At 73.8% G+C, this 24812-nt stretch carries 26 protein-coding genes; 16 read left to right on the top strand and 10 right to left on the bottom strand.

The window, feature by feature from the left end:
• The first annotated feature begins 412 nt into the window (after window positions 1-412).
• Entirely contained in the window at window positions 413-1411 is a 999-nt protein-coding gene (locus ADL08_RS25615; protein WP_053646923.1) for a TAXI family TRAP transporter solute-binding subunit, read from the top strand.
• On the opposite strand, the gene ADL08_RS25610 is transcribed toward ADL08_RS25615, so the two are convergent.
• Together ADL08_RS25610 and ADL08_RS25605 are read right to left on the bottom strand one after the other, a co-directional pair.
• Window positions 1390-2817, bottom strand: coding sequence for a sensor histidine kinase (locus ADL08_RS25610; RefSeq protein WP_053646921.1), 1428 nt, complete (start codon window positions 2815-2817; stop codon window positions 1390-1392). The genes ADL08_RS25615 and ADL08_RS25610 overlap by 22 nt on opposite strands.
• Before the next feature lie 18 nt (window positions 2818-2835).
• Window positions 2836-3549, bottom strand: a complete 714-nt coding sequence (locus ADL08_RS25605; protein WP_053646919.1) for a response regulator transcription factor — start codon at window positions 3547-3549, stop codon at window positions 2836-2838.
• A 330-nt stretch (window positions 3550-3879) separates the two neighbouring features.
• On the opposite strand from ADL08_RS25605, the gene ADL08_RS25600 reads away from it, so the two are divergent.
• The 8 genes from ADL08_RS25600 (at window position 3880) to ADL08_RS25570 (ending at window position 10604) form a co-directional block, all read left to right on the top strand.
• Window positions 3880-4629, top strand: coding sequence for an amino acid ABC transporter ATP-binding protein (locus ADL08_RS25600; protein ID WP_420710542.1), 750 nt, complete (start codon window positions 3880-3882; stop codon window positions 4627-4629).
• A 53-nt stretch (window positions 4630-4682) separates the two neighbouring features.
• Window positions 4683-5504: a glutamate ABC transporter substrate-binding protein gene (locus ADL08_RS25595; protein WP_053646917.1), complete on the top strand. Its 822-nt coding sequence runs from the start codon at window positions 4683-4685 to the stop codon at window positions 5502-5504.
• Window positions 5505-5624: 120 nt separating this feature from the next.
• Window positions 5625-6299, top strand: a complete 675-nt coding sequence (locus ADL08_RS25590; RefSeq protein WP_053646915.1) for an amino acid ABC transporter permease — start codon at window positions 5625-5627, stop codon at window positions 6297-6299.
• On the top strand, window positions 6296-7186 hold the full coding sequence (locus ADL08_RS25585) for an amino acid ABC transporter permease (protein WP_053646912.1): 891 nt from the start codon (window positions 6296-6298) through the stop codon (window positions 7184-7186). The genes ADL08_RS25590 and ADL08_RS25585 overlap by 4 nt, the downstream gene beginning before the upstream one ends.
• 427 nt (window positions 7187-7613) lie before the next feature.
• Complete coding sequence (locus ADL08_RS25580) at window positions 7614-9314, top strand: FAD-dependent monooxygenase (protein ID WP_053646911.1); 1701 nt, start codon at window positions 7614-7616, stop codon at window positions 9312-9314.
• Window positions 9315-9346: 32 nt separating this feature from the next.
• Window positions 9347-9433 (top strand): putative leader peptide, encoded by an 87-nt coding sequence (locus ADL08_RS39250; protein ID WP_311307652.1) that lies wholly within the window; start codon window positions 9347-9349, stop codon window positions 9431-9433.
• A gap of 113 nt (window positions 9434-9546) precedes the next feature.
• Complete coding sequence (locus tag ADL08_RS25575; RefSeq protein WP_053646909.1) at window positions 9547-10131, top strand: cysteine dioxygenase; 585 nt, start codon at window positions 9547-9549, stop codon at window positions 10129-10131.
• A gap of 50 nt (window positions 10132-10181) precedes the next feature.
• A complete protein-coding gene (locus tag ADL08_RS25570; protein WP_053646958.1) occupies window positions 10182-10604 on the top strand; it encodes a rhodanese-like domain-containing protein in 423 nt (140 codons plus the stop codon).
• A gap of 204 nt (window positions 10605-10808) precedes the next feature.
• On the opposite strand, the gene recX is transcribed toward ADL08_RS25570, so the two are convergent.
• Both recX and recA read right to left on the bottom strand, forming a co-directional pair.
• On the bottom strand, window positions 10809-11375 hold the full coding sequence (gene recX / locus ADL08_RS25565; RefSeq protein WP_053646907.1) for a recombination regulator RecX: 567 nt from the start codon (window positions 11373-11375) through the stop codon (window positions 10809-10811).
• A 4-nt stretch (window positions 11376-11379) separates the two neighbouring features.
• Window positions 11380-12513 (bottom strand): recombinase RecA, encoded by a 1134-nt coding sequence (gene recA, locus ADL08_RS25560; protein ID WP_053646905.1) that lies wholly within the window; start codon window positions 12511-12513, stop codon window positions 11380-11382.
• Window positions 12514-12755: 242 nt separating this feature from the next.
• Between recA and ADL08_RS25555 the strand changes: the two genes are divergently transcribed.
• Window positions 12756-13223 (top strand): NUDIX hydrolase, encoded by a 468-nt coding sequence (locus tag ADL08_RS25555; RefSeq protein ID WP_053646903.1) that lies wholly within the window; start codon window positions 12756-12758, stop codon window positions 13221-13223.
• A gap of 141 nt (window positions 13224-13364) precedes the next feature.
• Complete coding sequence (locus ADL08_RS25550) at window positions 13365-14162, top strand: hypothetical protein (RefSeq protein WP_053646901.1); 798 nt, start codon at window positions 13365-13367, stop codon at window positions 14160-14162.
• Between the two features lie 566 nt (window positions 14163-14728).
• Here the strand turns inward: ADL08_RS25550 and ADL08_RS25540 are convergent.
• Entirely contained in the window at window positions 14729-15505 is a 777-nt protein-coding gene (locus ADL08_RS25540; protein ID WP_053646896.1) for an SGNH/GDSL hydrolase family protein, read from the bottom strand.
• Window positions 15506-15653: 148 nt separating this feature from the next.
• Between ADL08_RS25540 and ADL08_RS25535 the strand changes: the two genes are divergently transcribed.
• The 4 genes from ADL08_RS25535 to ADL08_RS25520 all read left to right on the top strand — a co-directional run bounded on the left by ADL08_RS25535 (window position 15654) and on the right by ADL08_RS25520 (window position 19903).
• Window positions 15654-16886 carry a sensor histidine kinase gene (locus ADL08_RS25535; protein WP_053646894.1) on the top strand — a complete coding sequence of 411 codons (1233 nt, stop codon included), beginning with the start codon at window positions 15654-15656 and terminating at the stop codon, window positions 16884-16886.
• Between the two features lie 40 nt (window positions 16887-16926).
• Window positions 16927-17592 carry a response regulator gene (locus ADL08_RS25530; protein ID WP_053646892.1) on the top strand — a complete coding sequence of 222 codons (666 nt, stop codon included), beginning with the start codon at window positions 16927-16929 and terminating at the stop codon, window positions 17590-17592.
• A 136-nt stretch (window positions 17593-17728) separates the two neighbouring features.
• Window positions 17729-19036, top strand: coding sequence for a cytochrome ubiquinol oxidase subunit I (locus ADL08_RS25525; protein ID WP_053646956.1), 1308 nt, complete (start codon window positions 17729-17731; stop codon window positions 19034-19036).
• A gap of 87 nt (window positions 19037-19123) precedes the next feature.
• Window positions 19124-19903 (top strand): cytochrome d ubiquinol oxidase subunit II, encoded by a 780-nt coding sequence (locus tag ADL08_RS25520; RefSeq protein ID WP_053646890.1) that lies wholly within the window; start codon window positions 19124-19126, stop codon window positions 19901-19903.
• A gap of 24 nt (window positions 19904-19927) precedes the next feature.
• Here ADL08_RS25520 and ADL08_RS25515 read toward each other — a convergent pair whose 3' ends face one another.
• Together ADL08_RS25515 and ADL08_RS25510 are read right to left on the bottom strand one after the other, a co-directional pair.
• Window positions 19928-21106, bottom strand: coding sequence for an AI-2E family transporter (locus ADL08_RS25515; RefSeq protein WP_234352247.1), 1179 nt, complete (start codon window positions 21104-21106; stop codon window positions 19928-19930).
• 358 nt (window positions 21107-21464) lie between these two features.
• A complete protein-coding gene (locus tag ADL08_RS25510) occupies window positions 21465-21659 on the bottom strand; it encodes a DUF3046 domain-containing protein (protein WP_053646888.1) in 195 nt (64 codons plus the stop codon).
• A 79-nt stretch (window positions 21660-21738) separates the two neighbouring features.
• On the opposite strand from ADL08_RS25510, the gene ADL08_RS25505 reads away from it, so the two are divergent.
• Window positions 21739-22668 carry a hypothetical protein gene (locus ADL08_RS25505; protein ID WP_053646886.1) on the top strand — a complete coding sequence of 310 codons (930 nt, stop codon included), beginning with the start codon at window positions 21739-21741 and terminating at the stop codon, window positions 22666-22668.
• 48 nt (window positions 22669-22716) lie between these two features.
• Here ADL08_RS25505 and ADL08_RS25500 read toward each other — a convergent pair whose 3' ends face one another.
• The 3 genes from ADL08_RS25500 to ADL08_RS25490 form a co-directional block, all read right to left on the bottom strand.
• Window positions 22717-23025: an AzlD domain-containing protein gene (locus ADL08_RS25500; protein WP_053646884.1), complete on the bottom strand. Its 309-nt coding sequence runs from the start codon at window positions 23023-23025 to the stop codon at window positions 22717-22719.
• Window positions 23022-23789, bottom strand: a complete 768-nt coding sequence (locus ADL08_RS25495) for an AzlC family ABC transporter permease (RefSeq protein WP_053646882.1) — start codon at window positions 23787-23789, stop codon at window positions 23022-23024. Before ADL08_RS25495 ends, ADL08_RS25500 begins: the two co-directional genes overlap by 4 nt.
• Window positions 23790-23884: 95 nt before the next feature.
• On the bottom strand, window positions 23885-24745 hold the full coding sequence (locus ADL08_RS25490) for an AraC family transcriptional regulator (protein WP_053646880.1): 861 nt from the start codon (window positions 24743-24745) through the stop codon (window positions 23885-23887).
• Window positions 24746-24812: the final 67 nt, after the last annotated feature.

The following is a 24812-nucleotide window of genomic DNA, read 5'->3' as shown; positions in this document are numbered from 1 at the left end:
CCCGGGCCGGGGAAGGACGCCGCCCCACCGCCGCGGCGGGGTGAGGCGGGACGGGGACGGACGGGAGCGGTGCGTTCGGAGGGGGACGCCAGGGGCGGACAGGGGACTGTCCTCAAGATCACCGAACGCCTTCCGACGCTAACCGCCGGGGCACCACCGCCCCGGCAGGACACACGGCGCGGCCCGCGCCGCCGGGAGCGCTCACCGCTTCGGCGGAGCGCACTCCGGCCCCGGGGGCGCGGGGCGGCCCCGGCTGCCCCCGGCCGCCCCTGGCCGTCCCCGCCATCCCGGCCGCCCCTGGCCGTCCCCGCCATCCCCGGCCGTCCCTCGCCGCCCCCGGCTGCCCCCAGCCGTCCCCGCCATCCCCGCCGTCCCTGGCCAGGAGCGGCGGTGGGCTGGCAGGATCGGCCCCATGTTCGCCTCCCTCTCCCGTGCCGCCCGCCGCCGTGTCCTGGCGGTCACGGCCGCGCTGCTCGCGGTGTGCGGGATGCTGGTGTGGTGGCTGGTCCCCTTCGGCTCCCCCGTCCCCAGCGGCTCGGTCACCTTCAGCACGGGCGTCCCCACCGGCGTGTACCAGCGGTACGGGAACCTCCTCAAGCACGCCCTGGCCCAGGACCTGCCCGAGGTGTCGATACGGCTCACGGACAGCGAGGGCTCCCAGCAGAACCTGGCCCGGGTGGCGTCGGGCGCGGCGGACTTCACCATCGCCACGGCCGACGCGGTGGCCCAGTACCAGCGCGAGCGCCGGCCCGGTTTCGAGCGGCTGCGCGGCTGCGCCCGGTTGTACGACGACTACGTACAGCTCGTGGTCCGCAAGGGGTCGTCGCTACGGAGGGTGGAGGACCTGAAGGGCCTGCGGGTCGGCGTGGGCCAGGACGGGTCGGGCGTGCGGCTGATCGCGGACCGGGTCCTCGCGGCGGCGGGCCTGGCCCCCGTACGGGACGTGAAGGCGGTCTCGGCGGGCATCGACACCATGCCGGGGCTCCTGGAGCGCGGCGAGCTGGACGCCTTCTTCTGGTCGGGCGGGCTGCCCACCGAGGCGGTGCAGAAGCTGTCCGACCGGACCCCGGTCCGGCTGATCCCGCTGGACGCGGAGCTGGTCGACCAGCTGCACGACGTCGGCGATTCGACCCGCCACTACCGTTCGGCGGTGATACCGGCCGACGCGTACGCGAAGGCGCAGGACGGGCAGCGGGTCGAGACGCTGGCCGTGGCGAACCTCCTGGTCACCACGGAGGAGGCCGACGCGGACCTGGTGGAGGGCTTCACCCGTACGGTGATCAGGAGCAGGGACGGGATCGGCCGCCAGGTCCACCCGGCCCAGCTGGTGGACCTGCGCACCGCCGTCTACACCGACCCCCTGGAGCTCCACGAGGGCGCCCGCCGCTACTACCGCTCGGTGAAGCCCTGACCCCGCGGTTCCGCCGGGGCGTGCCGGGGGACGGTGACCGTCACCCGCAGGCCGTGCGGTTCGTTCGGCGCGAAGGCCACCCCGCCCCCGCCCGCCGTCAGCAGGACGCGCGCGATGGAGAGGCCCAGGCCCGAGCCCTTGACGTTCTGGTGCCGGCCCGCGCGCCAGAAGCGGTCCCCGACCCGGCCGAGCTCCTCCTCCGTGAGGCCGGGCCCGCGGTCGGCGACGACGACGGCGACGGTCTTCCCGTCCGGGACGACCGCGACCGCGACCGTGACCTCCTCCCCGGCCGGGGTGAACTTCAGCGCGTTGTCGATGACCGCGTCGAGGGCGCTGGAGAGGGCCACCGGGTCCGCCCAGGCCGTGACCGCCCCGCACTCCCCCTCCAGGACGACGCCCTTGTCCTCGGCGACCGGCCGCCAGGACGCGACCCGCTCGGCGGTGAGCGCGCCGACGTCGGTGAGCCGCAGCTCGGCCGCCGCGTGCTCGGCGAGCGCCAGGTCGAGGAGGTCGTCGAGGACCCGGGCGAGGCGCTTGCCCTCGGTCCGTACGGAGGCGATCTCCTCGTTCCCCTCGGGCAGCTCCAGGGCGAGCAGCTCGATCCGCAGGAGCAGCGCGGCGAGCGGGTTGCGCAGTTGGTGGGAGGCGTCGGCGACGAAGGCCCGCTGCTGTTCCAGGGCCTCCTCGACGTGGTCGGCCATCTCGTTGAAGGAGTGCGCCAGGCGCCGCAGCTCGGGCGGGCCCCCGGTGGCGGCGACCCGGGAGTTCATCCGGCCGGTGGCGATGTCGTGGGTGACGGCGTCGAGGACGCGGACCGGCCGCAGCACCCAGCCGGTGAGCCGGAAGGCGGCGCCGACGGCGAGCAGCATCGCGGCGGACTCGCCCGCGAAGATCAGCAGCCAGCCGCGCAGGATGCGGGAGCGGAGCTGGCCGGTGGGCGAGTCGGTGACGACGACGGCGACGACGTCGCCGTCGCGGACGACCGGGGAGGCGATGGTGAGCCGCGCGCCGGGCTGCCAGGGCCACACCTGGGGCGGGTCGTGGCTGCGGCGCCCGAGCAACGCCTCGTGGAAGGCGCGCCTGCCCTCCCCCTCGTACGGGACGGCCCAGTCCTCGGGGGCGGCGGCCATGGCGCGGTTGTCGCGGTAGAAGATCCCGGTCCGGATGCCGTACACGTCGTGGTAGCTGGCGAGTTCGCCGCTGAGCGTGGCGCCCCGCTCGTCGGTGCCGAAGCTGCCCTCACCGACGAACTGGGCGAGGGCGGCGAAGCGGGCGGCGTCGTCGAGCCGGTCGACGACGACCCGCTGCTGTTCGGAGGCGGCGAGGCTGGCGGCGAGCGGGAAGCCCAGGGCGAGCAGCACGCCGGCCATGAGGACGATGAGCAGCGGAAGGAGTCGGGTGCGCACGGAGGGACCGCCGGGCGGTTACGCGGCGGGGGCGACCAGGCGGTAGCCGACGCCCCGCACGGTCTCGATCAGGGCGGGCATCCGCAGCTTGGAGCGCAGGGAGGCCACGTGCACCTCCAGGGTGCGGCCGGTCCCCTCCCAACTGGTGTGCCAGACCTCGCTGATGATCTGCTCGCGGCGGAAGACGACGCCGGGCCGCTGGGCGAGGAGGGCGAGGAGGTCGAACTCCTTGCGGGTCAGCTGGACGCTCTCGCCCTCGACGCTGACCCGGCGGGTGGGCAGCTCGATGGTGACGGAGCCGAGCCGCAGCCGGGTCCCTTCGCCGCTCCCGGCGGCCGCGCCGGTCTCCTCGGGGCCGGTGCTGCGCCGGCTGACGGCGTGGATGCGGGCGAGGAGCTCGCCGGGGTCGTAGGGCTTGACGACGTAGTCGTCGGCGCCGAGGTTGAGCCCGTGGATCCGGGAGCGCACGTCCGCGCGCGCGGTCACCATGATCACCGGGGTGGTGGTGAGCTTCCGGATGCGGCCGCAGACCTGGTAGCCGTCCTGGTCGGGCAGGCCGAGGTCGAGCAGGATCACCCCGTAGGAGGGGCGCTCGCCGTGCGCGGTGGGCAGGACGGCCTGGAGCGCCTCCTCGCCGTTGCGGGCGTGGGTGACGGCGAAGCCGTGCTTCGCGAGGATCGCGGAGAGGGCGGCGGCGACGTGGTCGTCGTCCTCCACGAGCAGCAGTCGCATGCGTACCTCCTCCGTGATCTTCCGTGGTCCCGTCCCCGGTCCCGTGCGCGGTCTCCGCGCCGTTCTCCGGGTCGCTCGCGCCGGATGCCGGGTCTCTGTGTACCAGGTGGTACCAGAGCATGAACACCGGACGTGGGCGTCACAGTCAAGTGTCCCCCCGTTACGCGGGCGTTTCCGTGATGCACCTGGTACGGCGGCCGGTGTCGCCTTCACGCAGTGTGTCCGGTTGCGGCCGGATCGTTATCCTCAATTTCCGCTCAGATGTGATGACGGTCGTCACATCGGGTCTCTAGTGTCCTCCCCAACCGAGGAGGACGGAGCAAGAGGCCGATGAGCGGAGAGTCAGTGTCCAAGGATCCGAAGGACGCCCTGTCCAAGGGTCCGCAGGACACCCCGCGTGCCGCGGACGACCTGGTCGTACTGTCCGACGTGAACAAGCACTTCGGCGCACTGCATGTCCTCCAGGACATCGATCTGACGATCACCCGCGGCGAGGTCGTGGTCGTCATCGGACCGTCCGGGTCCGGCAAGTCGACGCTGTGCCGCACGATCAACCGGCTGGAGAGCATCGACTCCGGCACCATCACCATCGACGGCAAGCCGCTGCCGCAGGAGGGCAAGGAGCTCGCCCGGCTGCGGTCCGACGTCGGCATGGTGTTCCAGTCGTTCAACCTGTTCTCGCACAAGACGGTGCTCGAGAACGTGATGCTGGGGCAGATCAAGGTCCGCAGGACGGAGAAGAAGGCCGCCGAGGCCAAGGCCCGGGCCCTGCTCGACCGGGTCGGCGTCGTCGCCCGCGCGCTCGCGATGGACCCGAAGGTCATGCTCTTCGACGAGCCGACCTCGGCCCTCGACCCCGAGATGATCAACGAGGTCCTGGAGGTCATGCAGCAGCTGGCCCGGGACGGCATGACGATGGTGGTCGTGACCCACGAGATGGGCTTCGCGCGCTCCGCCGCCAACCGGGTCGTCTTCATGGCGGACGGGAAGATCGTCGAACAGGCCTCTCCCGAGGAGTTCTTCAGCAACCCGCGCAGTGATCGCGCCAAGGACTTCCTCTCCAAGATCCTTCACCACTGAGCGAGTTGGGACCTATTCTTCCCCACTCACGCCTAGCCAAGGGACTTTCCTCGATGAAGCTTCGCAACACCTCCGCCGCCGCCGCGGCCGTCGCCCTGCTCGCCCTGACCGCGACGGCCTGTGGTGGCGGGTCCGACTCCGGGAGCAACGGCGACAAGATCACCGTCGGCATCAAGTTCGACCAGCCCGGCCTGGGCCTGAAGACCCCGGACGGCACGTACGCCGGCTTCGACGTCGACGTCGCCCGTTACGTGGCCAAGGAGCTCGGCTACGCCGAGGACAAGATCAACTTCAAGCAGGCGCCGAGCGCCGAGCGCGAGAACCTGATCAAGAACGGCGACGTGAAGTTCATCGTCGCCAGCTACTCGATCAACGACAAGCGCAAGAAGGAGGTCGACTTCGCCGGTCCGTACTTCCTGGCCCACCAGGACCTGCTCGTGCGCTCCGACGACAGCTCGATCACCAAGGTCGAGGACCTCAACGCCAAGAAGCTCTGCTCGGTCACCGGCTCGACCTCCGCGCAGAACGTCCGCGACAAGCTCGCCCCCAAGGCCGACCTGCGCCAGCTCGGCGGTTACTCCGAGTGCCTGACCGGCCTGGAGAACAAGCGCGTCGACGCCCTCACCACCGACGACTCCATCCTCGCGGGCTACGCCTCGCAGAAGGAGAACCAGGGCAAGTTCAAGCTCGTCGGCCTGCGGATGAGCGACGAGAAGTACGGCATCGGCGTCAAGAAGGGCGACGACGAGCTGCGCGGCAAGATCAACAAGGCGCTGGAGAAGATGGTCTCCGACGGCACCTGGAAGAAGCTCGTCGAGACGCACTTCGGCCCCTCCGGCTACAAGTACGAGCCCGCGCCGAAGGTCGAGGGCTGACCCACCCCGCCCAAGGAGTGACGGCCGCCCCGCAGGAGGGCGGCCGTCACTCCGGCACCGGCCGCCGTCCACACGGCGGCCTCCACACCGACCGACCACCAGGGGAGAGCGCGGGGCATCGTGTTCGACTTTCTTGATTCCGGGCAGTACGACCTGCTCGGCGCCTTCTGGGTGACGGCGCAACTCGCCTTCTACTCGGCGATCGGCTCGCTGATCTGGGGCACGGCCCTGGCCGCCATGCGGGTCAGCCCGGTCCCGCTCATGCGGAACTTCGGCACCGCGTACGTCAACCTCGTCCGGAACACCCCGCTGACCGTGGTCATCGTGGCCTGCTCGCTGGGCCTCGACCAGACCCTCGGGATCACGCTCGGCGCCGACGACTCCGAGACGATCGGCTTCCGCCTCGCGATCCTCGGACTGGTCGCGTACACCGGCACGTTCGTCTGCGAGGCGCTGCGCTCCGGCATCAACACGGTGCCGCCGGGCCAGGCCGAGGCAGCCCGCGCGCTGGGCCTGAGCTTCTTCCAGGTCCTCACCCTGGTGGTGCTCCCGCAGGCCTTCCGCGCCGCGGTGACCCCGCTGGCCAACGTCCTGATCGCCCTCACCAAGAACACCACCGTGGCGGCGGCCATCAGCGCCGCCGAGGCGGCGCTCCTGATGAAGGAGATGATCGAGAACGAGGCGGACTCGCTCTTCGCGGTCTTCGCGGTCTTCGCCTTCGGCTTCATCGTCCTGACCCTCCCCACCGGCCTCGTCCTGGGCTGGGCGGCCAAGCGACTGGCGGTGAAGCGATGAGCTCCGTCCTGTACGACACCCCCGGCCCGCGCGCCAAGCGGCGCAACGTCCTCTACACGGTCGGCTTCCTGGCGGTCCTCGCCCTGGTGGCCTGGTGGGTGCTCTCCGCCCTCGCCGACAAGCACCAGCTGGACGCCGACAAGTGGAGCCCGTTCGTCACCGACTCCCGGGTCTGGACGACGTACCTGCTGCCGGGTCTGGTCGAGACCCTCAAGGCCGCCGCGCTCTCCATCCTGATCGCGCTGCCGCTCGGTGCCCTCCTCGGCATCGGCCGGCTCTCGGACCACCGCTGGGTGCGGGTGCCCGTCGGCGTGGTCGTGGAGTTCTTCCGCGCCATCCCGGTCCTGCTCCTGATGGTGTTCGCGAGCTCGGTCTACCGGGAGTTCACGACGGTCGGCTCCGACTTCCGCCCGCTGTACGCGGTCGTCACCGGCCTGGTCCTCTACAACGCCTCGGTCATCGCCGAGGTCGTCCGGGCCGGCGTCCTCTCGCTGCCCCGGGGCCAGGGCGACGCGGCCGTCGCGCTCGGCATGCGCAAGGGCCAGACCATGCTGTACGTGCTGCTGCCGCAGGCCGTGACCGTCATGCTCCCGGCCCTGGTCAGCCAGCTCGTCGTGATCGTCAAGGACACCGCGCTCGGCGGCGCCCTGCTCGGCTTCGCGGAGCTGCTCAGCCAGAACCGGCAGATCACGGCCAACTACGGCGCCAACACGATCGCCACCTTCACGGTCATCGCGCTGATCTTCATCGCCCTCAACTTCGCCCTGACCACCCTGGCGGGTCGGCTGGAGCGGCGGCTGCGGCAGGGCCGGAAGACGGCCGGCGTGACCGAGAGCGCGGTCACGAAGACCGGCGAGGCCCCGGCGGAGGCCGTCAGCGGCGCGTGACCCCGCGGGCCCCGGAACGACGGAGCCACGAGGGACCCGGAACGCCAGGGGGCGGGCGGGGCGACACCGACCGAGGTCGGGCGCCCCGCCCGCCCCTTTCGCGTACGGCGCCGGTGCGGGCGGGTGGCACGCGCACGGCATCGGTGCGGGCGGGTGGCACACACACGGCATCGGTGCGGGCGGGCAGCTCGCACACGGCGCCCCGGCAACCACCCCCGCCCCTCGCGTACGGCACCGCCCCGGGCCCGGCGGGCCGGCTCCGCCCCGCCGTTCGTGGCACCGGCCCGAGGTCGGTCGCACCGCGCCCACCCCGTCGCTTGACGCAAGCACCCTCAGTGGGTTGCATACGGTCTGTGATCAACCACCGGGCCCGTGCCACACTCGACCGTGCTGCCCTCATGACCGTCCGGCCTTCAGGAGCCGCACCGTGGACCCGGTGATCATCGTGGGCGCGGGGCCGGTCGGTCTCGCGCTCTCCCTCGCGCTCGCCGCGCAGGGCGTGCCCAGCGTCGTCCTCGACGAGGGCCCCGGCAAGGAGGAGTCCCGTCCGGCCCGGAGCGTCGTCCTGCGCGCCGACATGGCCGCGACGGTCGAGCGCCTCGGCTGCACGACCCTCCGTGACGAGGGGGCCCGCTGGGTCGGCTGGCGCGGCATGCGCCGCCGCCAGGTGGTGCGCCACCTGGAGCTCGACCCGGGCCTCGGCGGTACGGAGGAGTGGTCCGAGGATCCCGCCGCGCCCGCCGCCCCGGCGGCCCCGCTGCACATCCCCCAGCACGCCCTGGCCCGTGGACTGCGTGAAGCCGTCGCCCGGCAGAAGCTGGTCGAACTCGTCCCCGAGGCCCGGCTCGACACCGTCGAGCAGGACCGGGACGGGGTCGTCGCCCACACCCGGGGCCCGGCCGGCACCTGGTGGCGCGGCAGCCACCTCGTGGGCTGCGACGGCGCCCGTTCGACGGTGCGCAAGCTGCTCGGGATCCGCTTCCCCGGCCGCACGGCGGTGGAACGGCACGCCGTCGCCGCGCTGCGCACCGAACTCCCCTGGCCCGGCGAGGCCCTGCTGCACCGTCAGCCGCCGTGGCGCGGCGCCGCCGAGGAGATCGGCGCGCGCCCGCTGCCCGACGGGGTGTGGCGGATCGACTGGCTGCTCCCGCCGCGCGGCGACCTGGTCACCCCGGACGCGCTGATCGCCCGCATCCGCGAGACCCTGGCCGGCTGGTGCGACGGGGTGACGCCCCCGTACGAGCTCATCGACACCGGGGTGCACACGGTGCACCACCGGCTCGCGCGGCGCTGGCGGGTCGGCCGGGTCCTCCTCGCCGGGGACGCGGCGCACCTGCTCGGCGCGGTCGGCACCCAGGGGCTCGACGAGGGCCTGCGGGACGTGGACAACCTCGCCTGGAAGCTCGCCCTCACCTGGCACCACGGCGGCTCGGACCGGCTGCTGGACAGCTACCAGAGCGAGCGGCGGGCGGCCGTGGCCACCCGGCTGCGCGCGGCGGACCAGTCGCTGCCGGTGCTGCGCGGCGGCGGGGGCCTGCGGACGTACCTGCCCGGGGCCGCGCGCGGTCACGACGCGCTGCTGACCGACGGCCACGTGGGGCGCGGCCCGCTGGGCGCGCCCCCCGCGTACCCGCACTCCCCCCTCGCACCTCCGTACGCCGACGGGCAGATCCCGGTCGGGACCCCGGCGGGCGCCCCCGTCGAGGACGTCCGCGTGACCGCTCCCGACGGCACGACCGTACGGCTCCGCGACCGGCTCGGTCAGGACCGTCTCCTGGTCCTCCTGATCGCGCCCGGCACGGGGGTGTGGGACCGGCGCCACTGGCGGACCGCGGGCGTGATGCCCCGCCTGGAGGAGGCCGTACGCGCCCTCCCGGTGCGGGCCGAGGTCCTGGTGTCGGAGTCCTACCCGGGGGCGCCGGCCCACGCCGTCCTGCTCGTACGGCCCGACGGGCACCTCGTCGCCGCGTTCTCCGGGGTGCGCCCCGAGGAGCTGTACGCGGCGGCGGACGCGGCCCGCGGCGGCCCCCTCACCGAGCGGGAACCCGCCGAGGTGTCCTCGGGAAAGTCCCCCGGATCGCCCTCCGAGGTGCCCGCGAAGAGTGACCGCACGGCGGACGTGCATTGATTCCGCCGGGGACGCGTGGTGTACTCCGGAGCGTGACCGACACCGATGTGCGCCTGTGGCGGAGGGTCCATATGGACCTGCTCCGCTATGCGGGCTGCGTGTGTCGCCCGTCCTGCTGATCTCGCCCCTTCCCCGCGCGCGCCCCCGCCGCCTCCCCTCCGCGTCCGCCGACGCGGGTCCGTGTGTGCCGTGTGCCGTCGCGCGCTCTTCGCGAACCCCAGGACGGTCACCCGTGTCCCAGTACGCCGCCCCGCTTCCACCCACCGCCCCGGCCCCGTCGGCTTCGTCCGCTCAGGACGCCCCGCCCGCTCAGGACGCTCCGGCCGCCCCGACGGCGACCGAGCTGCTCGACTTCGTCCGGCGCACGGCCGCCGACCGGGAACTGATCGCCTCCCTGCCGCTCGACCCCGAGGGCCGTACCTGGGTACGGCTCGACGGCCCCGGCGGCAGCGAGGCCTGGCTCATCGGCTGGCCGCCCGGCACCGGGACCGGCTGGCACGACCACGCCGAGTCGCAGGGCGCCTTCGCGACCGCGCGCGGGACGCTGACCGAGCACGCGCTCGCGGCCCGGCTGCCGGCGAGCGGCTGGAAGACCCTGGAACTGGCCGACGGGGTCGACCGCTCCCGGCGTCTGGAGGAGGGCGTGGGCCGGGCCTTCGGCCGCCACCACGTGCACGAGGTGCTCAACGAGTCCCCGGACACCCACGCGGTGTCGGTGCACGCCTACTATCCGCCGCTCCCGCTGATCCGGCGCTTCAGCCGGACGGGCGCGGTGCTCCGGCTCGAACAGGTCGAGCGGCCGGAGGACTGGCAGTGAGCGGCGAGGAGCGAGAGGACCGGGTGGAGCGGGTGGAAGGGGTGGAGCGGGTGGAAGGGGTGGAGCGGGTGGCGGAGCGGGTGGGCATCGACGAGCTTCTGGAGCAGGTCAGGTCGGGCCTCGACCGGATCGAGCCCCGGGCCGCCCACGAGGCGTACGAGGCGGGTGACGCGCTCCTGGTGGACACGCGCTACGCGGCCCTGCGGGAACGGGACGGGCTGATCCCGGGCGCCCTGATCGTGGAGCGCAACGAGCTGGAATGGCGGCTGGACCCCCTGGGCAGCCACCGCGCGGCGGAGGCCGACAGCCACGACCTGCGGGTGGTGGTCCTCTGCAACGAGGGCTACGCCTCGTCCCTCGCGGCCGAGTCCCTGCGCCGCCTGGGCCTGCACCGGGCGACCGACCTCATCGGCGGCTTCCAGGCCTGGAAGGCCGCCGGTCTCCCGGTCCTCCTTCCGGCGGCTCGGGGCTGACGCGGCGGGCCGAGCCCCTCCACGGTCCTGCCGCCCGAACCGGACGGACCCTTCCGCCTCCCGTCACAGGCGGCTCTCCTGTCACAGAAGCTCTCCCGTCACAGAGACTCCCCGTCACAGAGATTCCCCGTGCCAGAAGACTTCCGGGCCAGAAGACTTCCGGGCCAGAAGCTCCCGAGTCGGAAGACCTCCGAGCCCCCCGTGTCAGAAGGACTCGTCCAGCCCGTCCGTGTCCTCGCCCTCCGCCTCCAGCGCCTGACGGACGACGCGGAGGGCCATGCCCTCGGGGTACCCCTTGCGGGCGAGCATGCCGGCGAGCCGCCGCAGCCGCCGGTCGCGCTCCAGGCCGCGGGTGGCGCGCAGCTTGCGGGCCACGAGTTCGCGCGCCGTGGCCTCCTCCCGCTCGGAGTCGAGCTGGTCCACCGCCTCCTGGATGAGGGTGGGCTCGACGCCCTTGGTGCGCAGCTCCCGGGCGAGGGCGCGGCGGGCGAGGCCCCGGCCGTGGTGGCGGGACTCCACCCAGGCCCCGGCGAAGGCGGCGTCGTCGATGAGCCCGACGTCCTCGAAGCGGGAGAGGACCTCTTCCGCCACCTCGTCGGGGATCTCCCGCTTGCGCAGCGCGTCGGCGAGCTGCTTGCGCGTGCGGGGGGTCCCGGTGAGCAGGCGCAGGCAGATCGCGCGCGCCCGCTCAGCCGGATCCTGGGGTGACAGCTCCTTCTCGGCCCTCGACGAGTCGGGGCTGTCACCCGGCCATTCGGTGCGACCGGTCACCGGTTCAGCTCTTGACCGCGGTGGCCTTGGTCGCCTTCGCGGTCTTGGTCGCGGGGGCCGGGACGCTCTTGGCGTCGTCGTCCGCACCGGCCGGGTCCGTGGCGGCCGCGTCCGCGCCCGGCTCGGCCGACGGGGCCTCGGGACGGACGCCGACGCCCAGCTTCTCCTTGATCTTCTTCTCGATCTCGTTGGCGAGGTCGGGGTTGTCCTTCAGGAAGTTGCGGGCGTTCTCCTTGCCCTGGCCGAGCTGGTCGCCCTCGTAGGTGTACCAGGCACCCGCCTTGCGGACGAAGCCGTGCTCGACGCCCATGTCGATCAGGCCGCCCTCGCGGCTGATGCCCTGGCCGTAGAGGATGTCGAACTCCGCCTGCTTGAAGGGGGGCGCGACCTTGTTCTTGACGACCTTGACGCGGGTGCGGTTGCCCACCGCGTCCGTGCCGTCCTTGAGGGTCTCGATGCGGCGGATGTCGAGGCGCACCGAGGCGTAGAACTTGAGGGCGCGGCCACCGGTCGTGGTCTCCGGCGAGCCGAACATCACGCCGATCTTCTCGCGGAGCTGGTTGATGAAGATCGCGGTGGTCTTGGACTGGTTGAGCGCGCTGGTGATCTTCCGGAGGGCCTGGCTCATCAGACGGGCCTGGAGACCCACGTGCGAGTCGCCCATCTCGCCCTCGATCTCCGCACGCGGGACGAGCGCGGCGACGGAGTCGATGACGATCAGGTCGAGGGCGCCGGAGCGGACCAGCATGTCGACGATCTCGAGGGCCTGCTCGCCGTTGTCCGGCTGGGACAGGATGAGGTTGTCGATGTCGACGCCGAGCTTCTTGGCGTACTCGGGGTCGAGGGCGTGCTCGGCGTCGACGAAGGCGACCTGGCCGCCGGCCTTCTGCGCGTTGGCGACGGCGTGCAGGGTCAGGGTCGTCTTGCCGGAGGACTCCGGTCCGTAGACCTCCACGACGCGGCCGCGCGGCAGACCGCCGACGCCGAGAGCGACGTCCAGGGCGGTCGAGCCGGTGGGGATCACCTCGATCGGCTCCTGGGTGCGGTCGCCCATGCGCATCACGGCGCCCTTGCCGAATTGGCGTTCAATCTGTGCGAGTGCGGCGTCGAGCGCCTTCTCGCGGTCGGTTCCTGCCATGGGTTCCACCCGGTTTGCTTGAGTCGATCGCTTCATGTGAAAGACGCTAACCCCTGCCACTGACAATGGGCCCCGGCGTCCCGCCCGACCTGTGGACAACTCCGCGACAACCCCGCGATTCCGAGGGCCGGATCTCCATCCGAATGGATGTTCGATTTTAGTGTCAAGCGCGCCACGCGGACCCCGGCCACCGCGCCCGGGGCCCCGCGGTGGCCGCGTCCGGCTCCCCGGGAGGCAGAGGGATGAGTTTCCGCTTGGCGGCGTACGCCGTGTGCGTCGAGGACGGGCGGGTGCTGCTCGCCCGTCACGTGTCGCCGGAGGGCGAATCCACCTGGACGCTCCCGGGCGGCGGGGTGGAGCACGGGGAGGACCCGTTCGACGCGGTGGTCCGGGAGGTCGCCGAGGAGACCGGCCGCAAGGCGGTGGTCGAGCGCCTGCTCGGGGTGGACTCGCGGACGATCCCCGCCGCCGAGGCCCGCGCCGGCGTCGAGCACCAGAACGTGGGCGTCTTCTACCGGATCCGCCTCACCGCCGGCCGCCTCCGCCCCGAGCCGGGCGACGAGACCGCGGAATCGGTCTGGATCCCGCTCCCCGCCGTCGCCGGCCCGCGTCGGTCGTCCCTGGTCGACGTCGGCCCGGCCCTCGCACGGTCCCTCCCGCCGACCGGCCACGTCGCTCCGGTCCCGGTCGGGGGCCCGATCCGGCACTGAGGGAAGGCAGGGGTCCGATCCGGCACCGAGGGAAGGCCGGGGTCCGATCCGGCGCCGAAGGGAGAGGGCGCCCCTCGTCCACCACCCCGCCCCCGTGCACCGCCCCGAGCGCTGTCAGACCCCCGTGCCACCCTGCGGAGCATGTCCCTCTCCGGTCTCACCCTCCACCAGTGGCGCTCCTTCGACCTGCCCGCAGCACGCCTCCTCGCCCGGGAGGCCGCGCACCGGGTGGGCGGGCGGGTGACCGCCGTCGACACGGTCGAGCACCTCGGCGCCCCGCTGCACCGCGCCCGCGTGGAGCGGGACGGCCGGGAGTTCGCCCTGATACCCGGCGGCCCCGTGACCCTCGGTCTCGACGTCGACGCCTGGCGGCCGACGCCCGGGCAGACCGCCGACTACGCGGAGAGCGCGGAGCAGGGCTTCGGTTGCGGTCCCGATCTGCGGGCCCACCTCGCGCGCGTGCTCAGTCCCCGCCGCGAGGTCACGCTGTCCACGGTCCTCATGGCCGTGGACAGCGAGCCCCTGTCGGAGCCGCCCGCCGCCGTGCCCGCCGCGCTCGCGGCGCGCGGTCTGCGGATGCCGGACCCGGACGAGTGGGAGCACGCCTGCGGGGCCGGCGCCCGCACGCTGTTCCGGTGGGGCGACGAGTGCCCCCTCGACCGGATCCCCTACGGGGACGACACCGGCCCGCACCGCCTGCCGAGCGCCTTCGGCCCGCGCATCGCCCACGACACGTACGACATGGAGCTGACGAGCGACCCCACCGCGGTGTACGGCGGGGACGGCGGCGAGTCGGTGTGCGGCGGCTACGGGACCCTGCTGGCGTGGCTCCCCCTGGCCACCGCCCACCGCGATCCCTCCATGGCCGAGTTCGTGTACGGCCCGGACGGCGAGGACCTCGTCGACGGCCTCTCGGTCCGTCCCGTCCTCACGCTCTGAACCCGCGGAGACGCTCTCTCGACCCGGCAGCGGCGGCAGCGGTGCCGTCGCCGTCGTACGACGATCCGGGCTCCGACACGGGGGCGAGTGCCGCGGCGAGAACTTCGGGGCCGGCCCGCCGGTCCTCGAGGACCGCCCGGACCAGCACCGGCACGGGCACCGGCGTCAGGCGGTACCTCCACGCCGGGTGCGCGCGGGTGGCGGCGTAACGGGCCGTCAGGAGTCCGGCCGGGGCGAGCGGGGCCCGTACGCGTTCCAGGAACCACGCGAGGCCCACCGTCGTCACCAGGTCGCGGATCGGCCCGGCGCAGACAGTGAGGCGACCCCTCTCCCCGTTCAGGAGCGGTCTCCCGGACCGCCGCCTCCACCTGCTCGGCGGTCGGCCCGTCGGCCCACGTCAACCGCTCCGCGCCGTCGGTCCCGCGCTCGATCCGGAACGGGCCGTGCCCGAACCGCTCGGCGACCACCCGGGCGAGCCCGTGCGGCCGTTCCCCGCGCCCGCCGTCACCCGTCAGGCCGCGCACCTCTCCTCGGCCGGGACGGCGGTCACCGTACGCGAGGCACCCTCACCCCCGCACCACCGGCAGCAGCTCCGGGCGCTTGGCCGCGCGGTCGTCGCCGGACGACCGGCCGCGCAGCCGACGGCCCAGCCAGGGCCCCAGGAAGCCACCGGCCCAGCGCAGTTCGGCACGGAGTCCCACGGGGAGGGGAAGGTCCGGCGGCGGCAGCGGGTGGGTCCAGGAGTCGTCGGTGCCGGGCAGGCCGAGGGCCTGGGCGACGGCGGCGGCGATGCGCGCGTGGCCCAGCGGACCGGCGTGCAGCCGGTCGGCACTCCACAGCCGGGGGTCGGTGACGACCGGGTGGTGGCCGGTCTCGACGGCGATGACGCCGTGCCGGGCCGAGGCCTCGCGGATGCGCGCGTTGAGGGCCTGGACGCGCGGGCCGAGCGGCCGGGCCAGCGGGGTGATGCGACCGACGTCGGGGAAGGTGAGGGTCGCCACGCGCGCGCCCTGCCCGGTCAGCGCGGCGAACATCTCCTCCAGGTGCCCGGCCGTCGCGTCCAGGTCGAAACGGGGCCGCAGCAAATCGTTGAAGCCGGCGACGACCGTGGCGAGGTCCGGGCGGAGCGCGAGGGCGGGGGCGAGCTGTTCGGCGCGCACCTGTCCGGCGAGACGGCCCCGCACGGCCAGGTTGGCGTAGAGCGTGCCCGGGCGGTCGTGGGCGAGCAGTTCGGCGAGCCGGTCCGCCCAGCCGCGCAGGCCGCCGGTGTCGTCGCCGTCACCGACGCCCTCCGTCTGGCTGTCCCCCAGCGCGACGTACCGCAGAAACGTGCCGTCCGTCATCGGACCTCCGCCTTCCCTCACCATCGACCGACCGGCGGGCGAGCGGACCCGTGGGCCGTGCCCCACCCACCCTCACCCTACTCACTTCCTTTACTAGCCAACGAAACGATTACTCTCGGGGCCCGTCCTCCGCCCTATCCTTCGACGCATGCCCCTCCCCCTCCGCGCCCCCGGCGGCGGCCGTCCGTCACCGCGTGCCGCCGACGCCCTCGTGGCGGGCGCCGTCCTGCTCGTCGTGGCGGTCTGGACGCTCGTCGCGGCGCGCCACACGGGCGAGCCCGCGCTCCGAGCGGTACTCGGGTGGGCGCTCGTCCTGGCCGGCTGCGGGGCCCTGTACTTCCGGCGGCGGCAGCCGGTCGCCGTCGCCGTCGTCACGCTGCTCGCCTGCGCCGTCTACTACCCGCTGTCCGCCCAGGACGGCCCGCTCATGATCACCTTCGCACTCGCGCTCTACACGACCGCCGCCGAGGGGCGCTTCGCCGCCGCCGTCGCGCTCGCCGCCGTCACCCTGCTCGCGGTCGGCGCGGGCGAGATCCGGCAGCGGCCCGGGCACCGGCAGATCGACGACACCTCGCTCGCCATGCTGGCCGGCTGGCTGATCAGCCTGGTCGCGGTGGGCCGGGCCCAGCGCACCCGGGCCGCCTACCTCCACGAGGCGGAGCAGCGGGCGCTGGCCGCCGAGCGGGAGCAGGAGGCCCGGGCCCGGCAGAGCGCCACCGAGGAACGGCTGCGGATCGCCCGCGAGGTCCACGACGTCCTCGGCCACAGCATCTCGCTGGTCAACGTGCAGTCCGGAGCCGCGCTGCACCGGCTCGGCAAGAAACCGACCCCCGAGGCCGGACTCGCCACCGCGACCGAGGCCCTGGAGGCGGTGAAGGCCACCAGCAAGGACGCGCTGCGCGAGCTGCGGGCGACCCTCGGGGTGCTGCGCCGGGCCGGCGAGGCCACCCCGACGACCCCGGCCTCCTCGTGTCTCGCGCTCCTCGGCGACCTCGCCGGGCGGGCCCGGAGCGCCGGTCTCGACGTCCGTACGGACGTCACGGGTGCCCCCGTGCCGCTGCCGCCGCCCGTCGACCTCGCCGCGTACCGGATCGTGCAGGAGTCGCTGACGAACATCGCCCGCCACGCGGGCGCGAGGACCGTGGACATCGGCCTCGACTGGGGCCCGGACGCGGTGCGGCTGCGGATCGCGGACGACGGCGGGGGCGCGCCGGAGGGCCGGCCGCCGGGCAGCGGCATCCGGGGCATGGCCGAGCGGGCCCGCGCGCTCGGCGGCGAGCTGACCGCCGAGAATGGGGAGGGCGGCGGTTTCCTGGTGGACGCCCGGCTGCCGTACGCCGTGCCCACGTCCGGGGAAAGCCCTCGGGAGGACACCCGATGACCCGTGCCGCACCCGAGGAAAGCTCCCAGGAGGGCGCCCGATGATCCGTGTCGTGCTGGCCGACGACCAGACCCTGGTCCGGGCCGGTTTCCGGTCGATCCTCTCCGACGAGGAGGACATCGAGGTCGTCGGAGAGGCCGGCGACGGGGAGCGGGCGATCGGCCTCGCCCGCGAACTGCGCCCGGACGTGGTCCTGATGGACATCCGCATGCCGGTGCTCGACGGCCTCGAAGCCACCCGCCGCATCACCGCCGACGAGCGGCTGGAAGGGGTCCGGGTGGTCATCCTGACCACCTTCGACGCGGACGACCACGTGTACGGGGCGCTGCGCGCCGGCGCCTCGGGCTTCCTCGTCAAGGACACCGAGCCGATGGAGCTGCTGCACGCGGTGCGGGTCGTGGCGCGCGGCGACGCCCTCATCTCCCCGGCCGTGACCCGCCGGCTGATCGCCGAGTTCGCCGGGCGGTCCGACCGGCCGGACCCGGGTCCCCGGCTGAACGCCCTCACCGAGCGGGAGCGCGAGGTCCTCGGCCTGGTGGGCGCGGGACTCTCCAACGACGAGATCGCCGGCCGTCTGGTCCTCTCCCCCGCCACCGCCAAGACCCACGTCAGCCGCATCATGACCAAGCTGGCCGTACGGGACCGGGCGCAGCTGGTGATCCTGGCGTACGAGTCCGGGATGATCACGCCGGGCTGGCTGGCCTGACGTCCCCCTAGGGGACGGGCTCCGACGGGAGCAACCCACGGGGTACGCGCGCGTGGACCGGCGCGACCACCGGGGTACGTCCGGTGTCCACCCCGGGGTGACGCCCGGCCCCCGGCCGTACGCCGACGCTGAACGGGTGAACCAGGACGTACTCGATCTAGCGCGGCTGCAGTTCGCCCTCACCGCCGGCGGCCACTTCCTCTTCGTCGCCCTCACCCTCGGCCTCGCGCCGGTCGTGGCGGTGCTCCAGACGCGGGCGACGTTCGGCCGGAACCCGGTCCACGCGCGCATGGTGCGCTTCTGGGGCCGGCTGTACGTGATCAACTACGCGGTCGGGATCGTCACCGGTCTCGTGATGGAGTTCCAGTTCGGCATGGCGTGGAGCGGGCTCACGCACGAGGCGGGAAACGTCCTGGGGGCCTCGCTCGCCGTCGAGACGGTCGTGGCGTTCTTCGTCGAGTCGACCTTCCTCGGCCTGTGGATCTTCGGTCGGCACCGGATCAACCGCTGGGCCCACCTGGCCGCGATCTGGATCGTCGTCCTGACCGCCTACCTGTCGGCGTACTGGATCCTCGTCTCCAACGGCTTCCTCAACCACCCCGTGGGGTACGGCTCCGCCGAGGACGGCGGACTCGTGCTCGACGACCCGGTCGCCGTCCTCACCAACCCCTCCGCCCTCCTCGCCCTCGGTCACGTCGTGGCGGGGGCGCTGCTCACCGCCGGGTTCTTCATGGCCGGAGTGAGCGCGTACCACCTCTTCCGCCGCGGCCCCGAGGGGGAGTTCTTCGGCCGCGGCCTGCGCATCGGGGTGTTCCTGTCGGCGCCCGCGCTGATGGCGACGGCCGTCTTCGGCGGCCTCCAGCTCGGGGCCCTCGCCACCTTCCAGCCGATGAAGTCGGCGGTCTTCGGCGGAAAGGCGGCCGAGATCGCGCGTCTCCAGGCGGAGATGACGGAACGTTTCGGTCCGGGCGACTACGTGCCCTCGGAGGCGTGGACCCGGGGCGGCGGCCTGGTGATGCTCCTCTGCTTCGCCCTGATGATGTACCTGTGCTTCGCCGGGGTGATCCTGGCCTGCTTCAAGAAGGCCGTCTTCCGGTTCCGGCTCTGGCACGTCGTCCTGATGGCGGCCGTGCCGCTGCCGTACCTCGCGATGATCAGCGGCTGGGTGTTCCGGGAGGCGGGCCGGCAGCCGTGGGTGGTGTACGGGCTCCTCACGACGGAGGACGCGGTCTCGGACCTCTCCCCCGGCTCCATGCGCTTCTCGCTCACCGTCTTCACCACGCTCTTCGTCCTGCTCGCCGTCCTCAACGCCCGGCTCCTCGCCCGGCACGCCCGCCTCGGCCCCGTCGAATCCGGCCTCGGCCACGACGAGCGCCCGGATTCCGACGACGGGCCGGGCGGGACGGCCGACCCGGCCGACGCGCTGCCGGCCCCGCGCTACTGAGCCCCGCCGTCTTCTGCCCGCCTTCGGCTCCGCCCGGTTCCGCATCCGCCCGCTTCCGCCTCCGCCCATCTTCGACGAGGAGTCCCCGTGGAGACCCCGGCCATCGCCCTGCTCGCCTTCTTCACCGCGGGCTGGTTCGTCCTCGCCGGGACGGACGTCGGCACCGGCATGCTCGCCCCCTGGCTCGGCCGGAACGACCGCGAGCGGCGGCTCGTCCTCGCCTCCTTCGCCCCCTTCTTCCTGGGCAACGAGGTCTGGCTGGTCGCCACCGCCGGGGTGCTCGTCGGCTGCTTCCCCGCCCTCGAAGGGGACCTCCTGAGCGGTCAGCTCCCGGTCGTCGTGGCCCTGCTCGCCGGCTGGGTCGTGCGCGACACGGGCCTCTGGTCGCGCGGCCGGGGCGCCGGACCGCGCTGGCGCGCCGGCTGCGACGCCGCCGTGGCCTGCGGGAGCTGGACCGTCGCGCTCTCCTGGGGGTGGCTGCTCGCCGCCCTGCTCACCGGGCGGCCGTACGCTCCGGCGACCGGCCCCACGGCGGCCCTCACCGCCCTCGCCGTGGCCGCGCTGTTCGCCGCGCACGGCCTCGGCTTCGCCGCGCTGCGGCTCACGGGACCGCCGTACGAGCGGGCCCGCCGGCTCGTCGGCCGGACCGGGCACCCGTGGCAGTCCTTCGCACTCACCGGTGCCCTGCTGGCCTGGCTGCCGCTCTGGGCGGGGACCGCGCTGCCGCTGGCCGACCGGGCGGCCGACCCCGCCACCCTCGCCCTGCTCGTGCCCGCCCTCCTCGTCGTCACCCCGCTGCTCGTGGCCGTCCAGGCCTGGACCTGGTACGCCTTCCGGCACCGGGTCACCCGCCCCTCGTACCTCTGAGCCCCCTGGTGCCCCCGAGGCCCCTCACTCCTCCGGTGCGGACTCCTTCTTGTGGTGCAGGGCCTTCTGCAGCCGGGCGACGACCGCCTCGCCGTACCTGCGGTGGCCGTGGACGCGCGGGTCGTCCGTCACGTCGTACCGCTTCACGTAGGCGCCGAGGAAGGCCTGGAGGGTGGCGATGGCCGGGATCGCGATCAGCGCGCCGACGGCCCCGAGCAGCGCCGTGCCCGCGATGACCGAGCCGAAGGCCACCGCCGGGTGGATGTCCACGGTCTTCGAGGTGAGCTTCGGCTGGAGGACGTAGTTCTCGAACTGCTGGTAGACCACGACGAAGCCGAGCACCCACACCGCGTACCAGGGGTTGACGGTGAAGGCGATCAGCATCGGCAGGGCGCCCGCCAGATAGGTGCCGATGGTCGGGATGAACTGCGAGACCAGGCCGACCCACACGGCGAGCGCCGGGGCGTACGGCACGTCCAGGATCTCGAAGAGCACGAAGTGCGCGACGCCCGAGATGAGGGCCATCAGACCGCGCGAATACAGATAGCCGCCGGTCTTGTCGACCGCGATCTCCCACGCCCGCAGCACCTCCGCCTGCCGGGCGGGCGGCAGGACGGAGCAGAGCGCGCGCCGCAGCCGGGGACCGTCGGCCGCGAAGTAGAACGAGAACAGGAAGATCGTGAGCAGCCGGAACAGGCCGCCGAGGACGGTGGCGGAGACGTCGAGGACGCCGGACGCGCTGTTCTGCACGTACCTCTGCAGCCAGTCGGACTTGAGCAGGCTGTCCTGGACCTCCACCCGCGACAGGTCCGTGTGGAAGCTGTCGTTGATCCATTTGATCAGCGAGTCGAGGTACTGGGGGAAGTTCTCGACCATGTCGACGATCTGCCCGGCGAGCATCGATCCCAGGAGGACGACGAAACCGACGCCGAAGACGAGGACGGCCAGGAAGACGAGGAAGGTGGCGAGGCCCCGGCGCATCCCGCGCGCCGCCATGCGCCCGACCGCCGGTTCGATGGCGAGGGCCAGGAAGAAGGCCAGGAGGATGTTGACGAGGAGGCCGACGAGCTGGTGGAAGGCCCAGTTGCCCAGCAGGAAGCAGGAGTAGAGCGCGAGGGCCAGGACGAGCGCGCGGGGCAGCCAGGGAGGCATCCGCGCGACACCCCCCGGGGGCACGGACTTCCGGGCGGAGGGCGCGTCCAAGGCGACGCCTCCGCCGGCCCCGGCGGTCGGGGCCGGGGACGGGGCCGGAGCCGGGGAAACGGCCGCGTCGGTCGACCCGGTCCTGCCGGTACCGCCGGGCGCGCCGGTGATCCCACCGGGGCCGCGGGGCTCCTCGGCGCCACGGCTCCTGTCGCCGCCGTGGGTCTCGTCGGTGTCGTGGGTCTTGTCGGTGTCGTCGCTGTCGTCAGTCGGGGCCACCACGCCAGTCTCGCGCACCGCGCGGACATTCCCCCGGGGCCCCCGCGCATGCCGTCGACGCCCCCGCCCGGCGGCCCGCCCGACGGTCTTGTCCGCCGGTCCGCCGCCCGGTCGGTCGACCGGCCCGTCCGGCGACCGGTCAGCGCTTGTCGGCGGGCACGTCGACGGCGGCGCAGACGGCGCGCCACACGTCCTTCGCCTCCCAGCCGGCGTCCAGCGCCTCCCGTACGGTCCGGCCCCCGAGTTCCGCCATCACGTGATCGCTCGCGAAGGACTCGGCGTACGACACACCGAAGTGGTCGGACATTCGTTCCCAGAAAATCGTCAACCGCATGCCTCCAGTATCCCGCTCCGAAGAGTGCAGCCCGCTCCGCGGGTCTTGTCAGCGCGGCTTTCCGCCCTACGGTCGGAGCATGGCCGAAAACCCCCTCCCCTCCGCGTCCTCGACCCCCCTGGCCCGCGCCGAGCGTTTCGTCTGGCTGACGGCCCGCGTCCTCGAACAGCGCCGGTTCGCCTACCACTTCCAGCGCGGCGGCGCGGATCGGGTCGAGACGGCGCTCACGGCGTACCTCAACGAGGACGGCGGTTACGGTCACGCGCTCGAACCGGATCTGCGCGGACCCGTCAGCCAGCCGCTGCACACCGCGCACGCGTTGCGGGTCCTGGACTCCGTCGGCCGCTGCGGCGGACCGGGGATCGAGCGGATCTGCCGCTATCTCACGGCGGTGTCCACGCACGACGGGGCCCTCCCCGCGATCCACCCCTCCCAGCGCGCCTACCCCTCGGCGCCGTTCGTCCCGGTCGTCGACTCCCCGCCGAGCGCACTGCTCTCGACCGGCCCGGTGGTCGGGGTGCTCCACCGCAACCAGGTGTGGCACGCGTGGCTGTTCCGGGCCACCGAGTTCTGCTGGTCGGCCGTGGAGTCCCTGGAGAAGTCCCACCCGTACGAGGTCCAGGCCGCCGTCGCCTTCCTCGACGGGGCCCCGGACCGTCCGCGCGCGGAGGCGGCCGCCGACCGCCTCGGCCGGCTCGTCCGGGAGCAGGGACTGGCCGTCCTCGACCCGGACCGGCCGGAGGACTGGCCGGTGGCGGACGGGTACGCGCCCGGTGAGCACCACTTCCCGCACGACTACGCGCGCGTACCGGACTCGCTGGCCGCGCGCTGGTTCACGGAGGAGGAGACGGCCCGCTCGCTCGACCGGCTCGCGGCCGACCAGGAGGAGGACGGCGGCTGGCCGATCCGCTGGCGCGCCTGGGCCCCCGGCTCGGCCCTGGAGTGGCGCCCGATCGTCACCGTCGAGGCCCTGCGCACCCTCCGCGCGCACGGCCGCCCCGTCGGTTGAGGAGGCCGGATGTACGGGCCGGTGACGGGGCCGGTGACGGGGCCGGTCTCACCAGCCCAGGGCCCGTACCCCCGCCGTGACGGCGACGGCCGCGCCCACGACGACCAGGAACGGCGCCCGCAGGACGAGCGCGACGGCGGCCGCGGCGAGTCCGGCGGCCCGGGCGTCCAGGACGAGGTCGCCGCCCGTGCTGAACGTCTGCTGAGCGGTGAGCGCGGCGAGCAGGGCGACGGGGAGCAGCGCCGAGAGCCGCTGGACGAGCGGGCGTTCCAGGGCTCCGGCGGGGACGAGCAGGCCGACGAGCTTGACCAGGTAGCACCCGGCGACGGTGAGGGCGATCGCGATCCAGACGTTCATCGGGAGTCCTTCTCTCGTCCGGTCGTGGATCCGTTCGTGGGACCGGTCGTGGGCGCGGTGCGCCGCCCCTGCGCCCAGAGCACCGCGGGGGCGGCGAGGGCGGCCGCGAGGACCGGCACTCCGGCGGGGAGCACGGGCAGCAGGCCGAGGCCGAGCAGGACGGCGAGACCGGCGGTGGCCCGCTCGGTCGCGGACTTGAGCATGGGGGCGAGCAGGGCGAGGAAGACGGCGGGCCCGGCCGCGTCGAGCCCCCAGGCGGCGGTGTCCCCGATCGCCTCGGCGCCGAGGGCCCCGAGGAGCGTGGTCGCGTTCCACAGGACGTACAGCGTGAGCCCGGTGGCGGTGAAGCCGATGCGGGCGGCCCGGCGGGACGGCTGGGCGAGCGCGACCGCCGCGGTCTCGTCGATCACCCAGTGCGCGGCGAGGGGCCTGACGGCCTTCGGCAGGGCGAGGAGCTGGGAGAGCCGCAGCCCGTAGAAGGCGTTGCGGGTGCCCAGGAAGAACGCTCCGGCGGCGGCCGTGAAGGGGTTGCCGCCCGCGGCGAGCGCGCCGACCAGGGCGAACTGCGAGGCGCCGGTGAAGACGAGCAGGCTGAGGACGCAGGTCTGGAGGAGGCTGAGTCCGGAGCCCGCCGAGGTCACGCCGAAGGCGAAGCCGGAGAGCCCGACGGCGACGCCGACGCCGAGCGCGTCGCGGACGACGGCGGCGTCGGGCTTGGCCGGGGTGTCGTCGGGTATCACGGGAGGTGCTGTCTGTTCTGCCACGTGAGGGACGCTACGGCGGCCGGGACCACCGGGTCTTGTACGTTCTTGCGCCGGACCCCTGCGCCGGGCCCGCCGGATCAGACGGGCCGGCCGGATCAGACGGGCCGGCCGGGTCCGCCGGGTCTCGGCGCTTTTCCCCCGCCACGCGCGCGCTGGTAGGCACCCGGCGGCACCCCCACGCTGCGGGTGAAGTGCCGGTTGAGGTGCGACTGGTCGGTGAAGCCGACGACGGCGGCCGCCTCCGCCGGGGGCACACCGGCGTCGAGCAGCTGCCGGGCCCGGCGTACGCGCGCGTCGGTGAGCCAGGTGTGCGGCGGCATCCCGTACGTCTCGCGGAAGGACCGGAGCAGGGCGAAGGGGCTGGCGTCCAGCTCGGCGGCGAGGCGCTCCAGGGTCGGCGGCTCGGCCATCCGTTCCTCCAGGACCTCACGCGCGCGTACCGCGTTCCGGGCGCCCGCCGAGCGGGTCGGGAGCGGGGTGACCGGGCCGCCGTGGCTGCGCAGCAGCCGGGCCGTGACGAGCCGGAGCAGGCTGTCGGCGGCGAGGGCGTTGCCCTCCTCGGCCGCCCGGTGGACGCCGACGACGAGCCGTGCGGCGTACGGGTCGTCGACGACGGGCGAGGTGAAGCCGACCGAGCCCCGCAGGGCGAGGGTGTCGGCGGCGATCGACCGGACGATCTCCGCGTCGGGGTAGATCGTGCGGTAGGTCCAGCCCTCGGGGACCCCCGCGTGTCCGGTGTGCGGGGTGTCGGGGTTGACCAGGGCGATCTGGCCGGGCCCGGCGTGGACCAGCTCGTCGTGGTGGTGGAAGGCCTCGACGCCCTCGGTGATCGCGGCGAAGACGAAGGTCTCGTGGGTGTGGCGGGCGAAGGCCTTGCGGACGTAGTGGGCGTGCAGCAGGTCGACCCCGGGCAGCTCGGGGTACTGCCAGTACCGTGCCCGCTCCCCACTCGCCATGCCTCCATTCTGCGCCAGGGGCGGAGGGGACCGCCGCTCCGGCCCGCGCCCGGGGAAGGCCGGCCGC

Source organism: Streptomyces sp. NRRL F-6492 (assembly GCF_001280125.1).
GTDB lineage: Bacteria > Actinomycetota > Actinomycetes > Streptomycetales > Streptomycetaceae > Streptomyces.
This window is presented reverse-complemented; position numbering and strand designations above follow the sequence as displayed.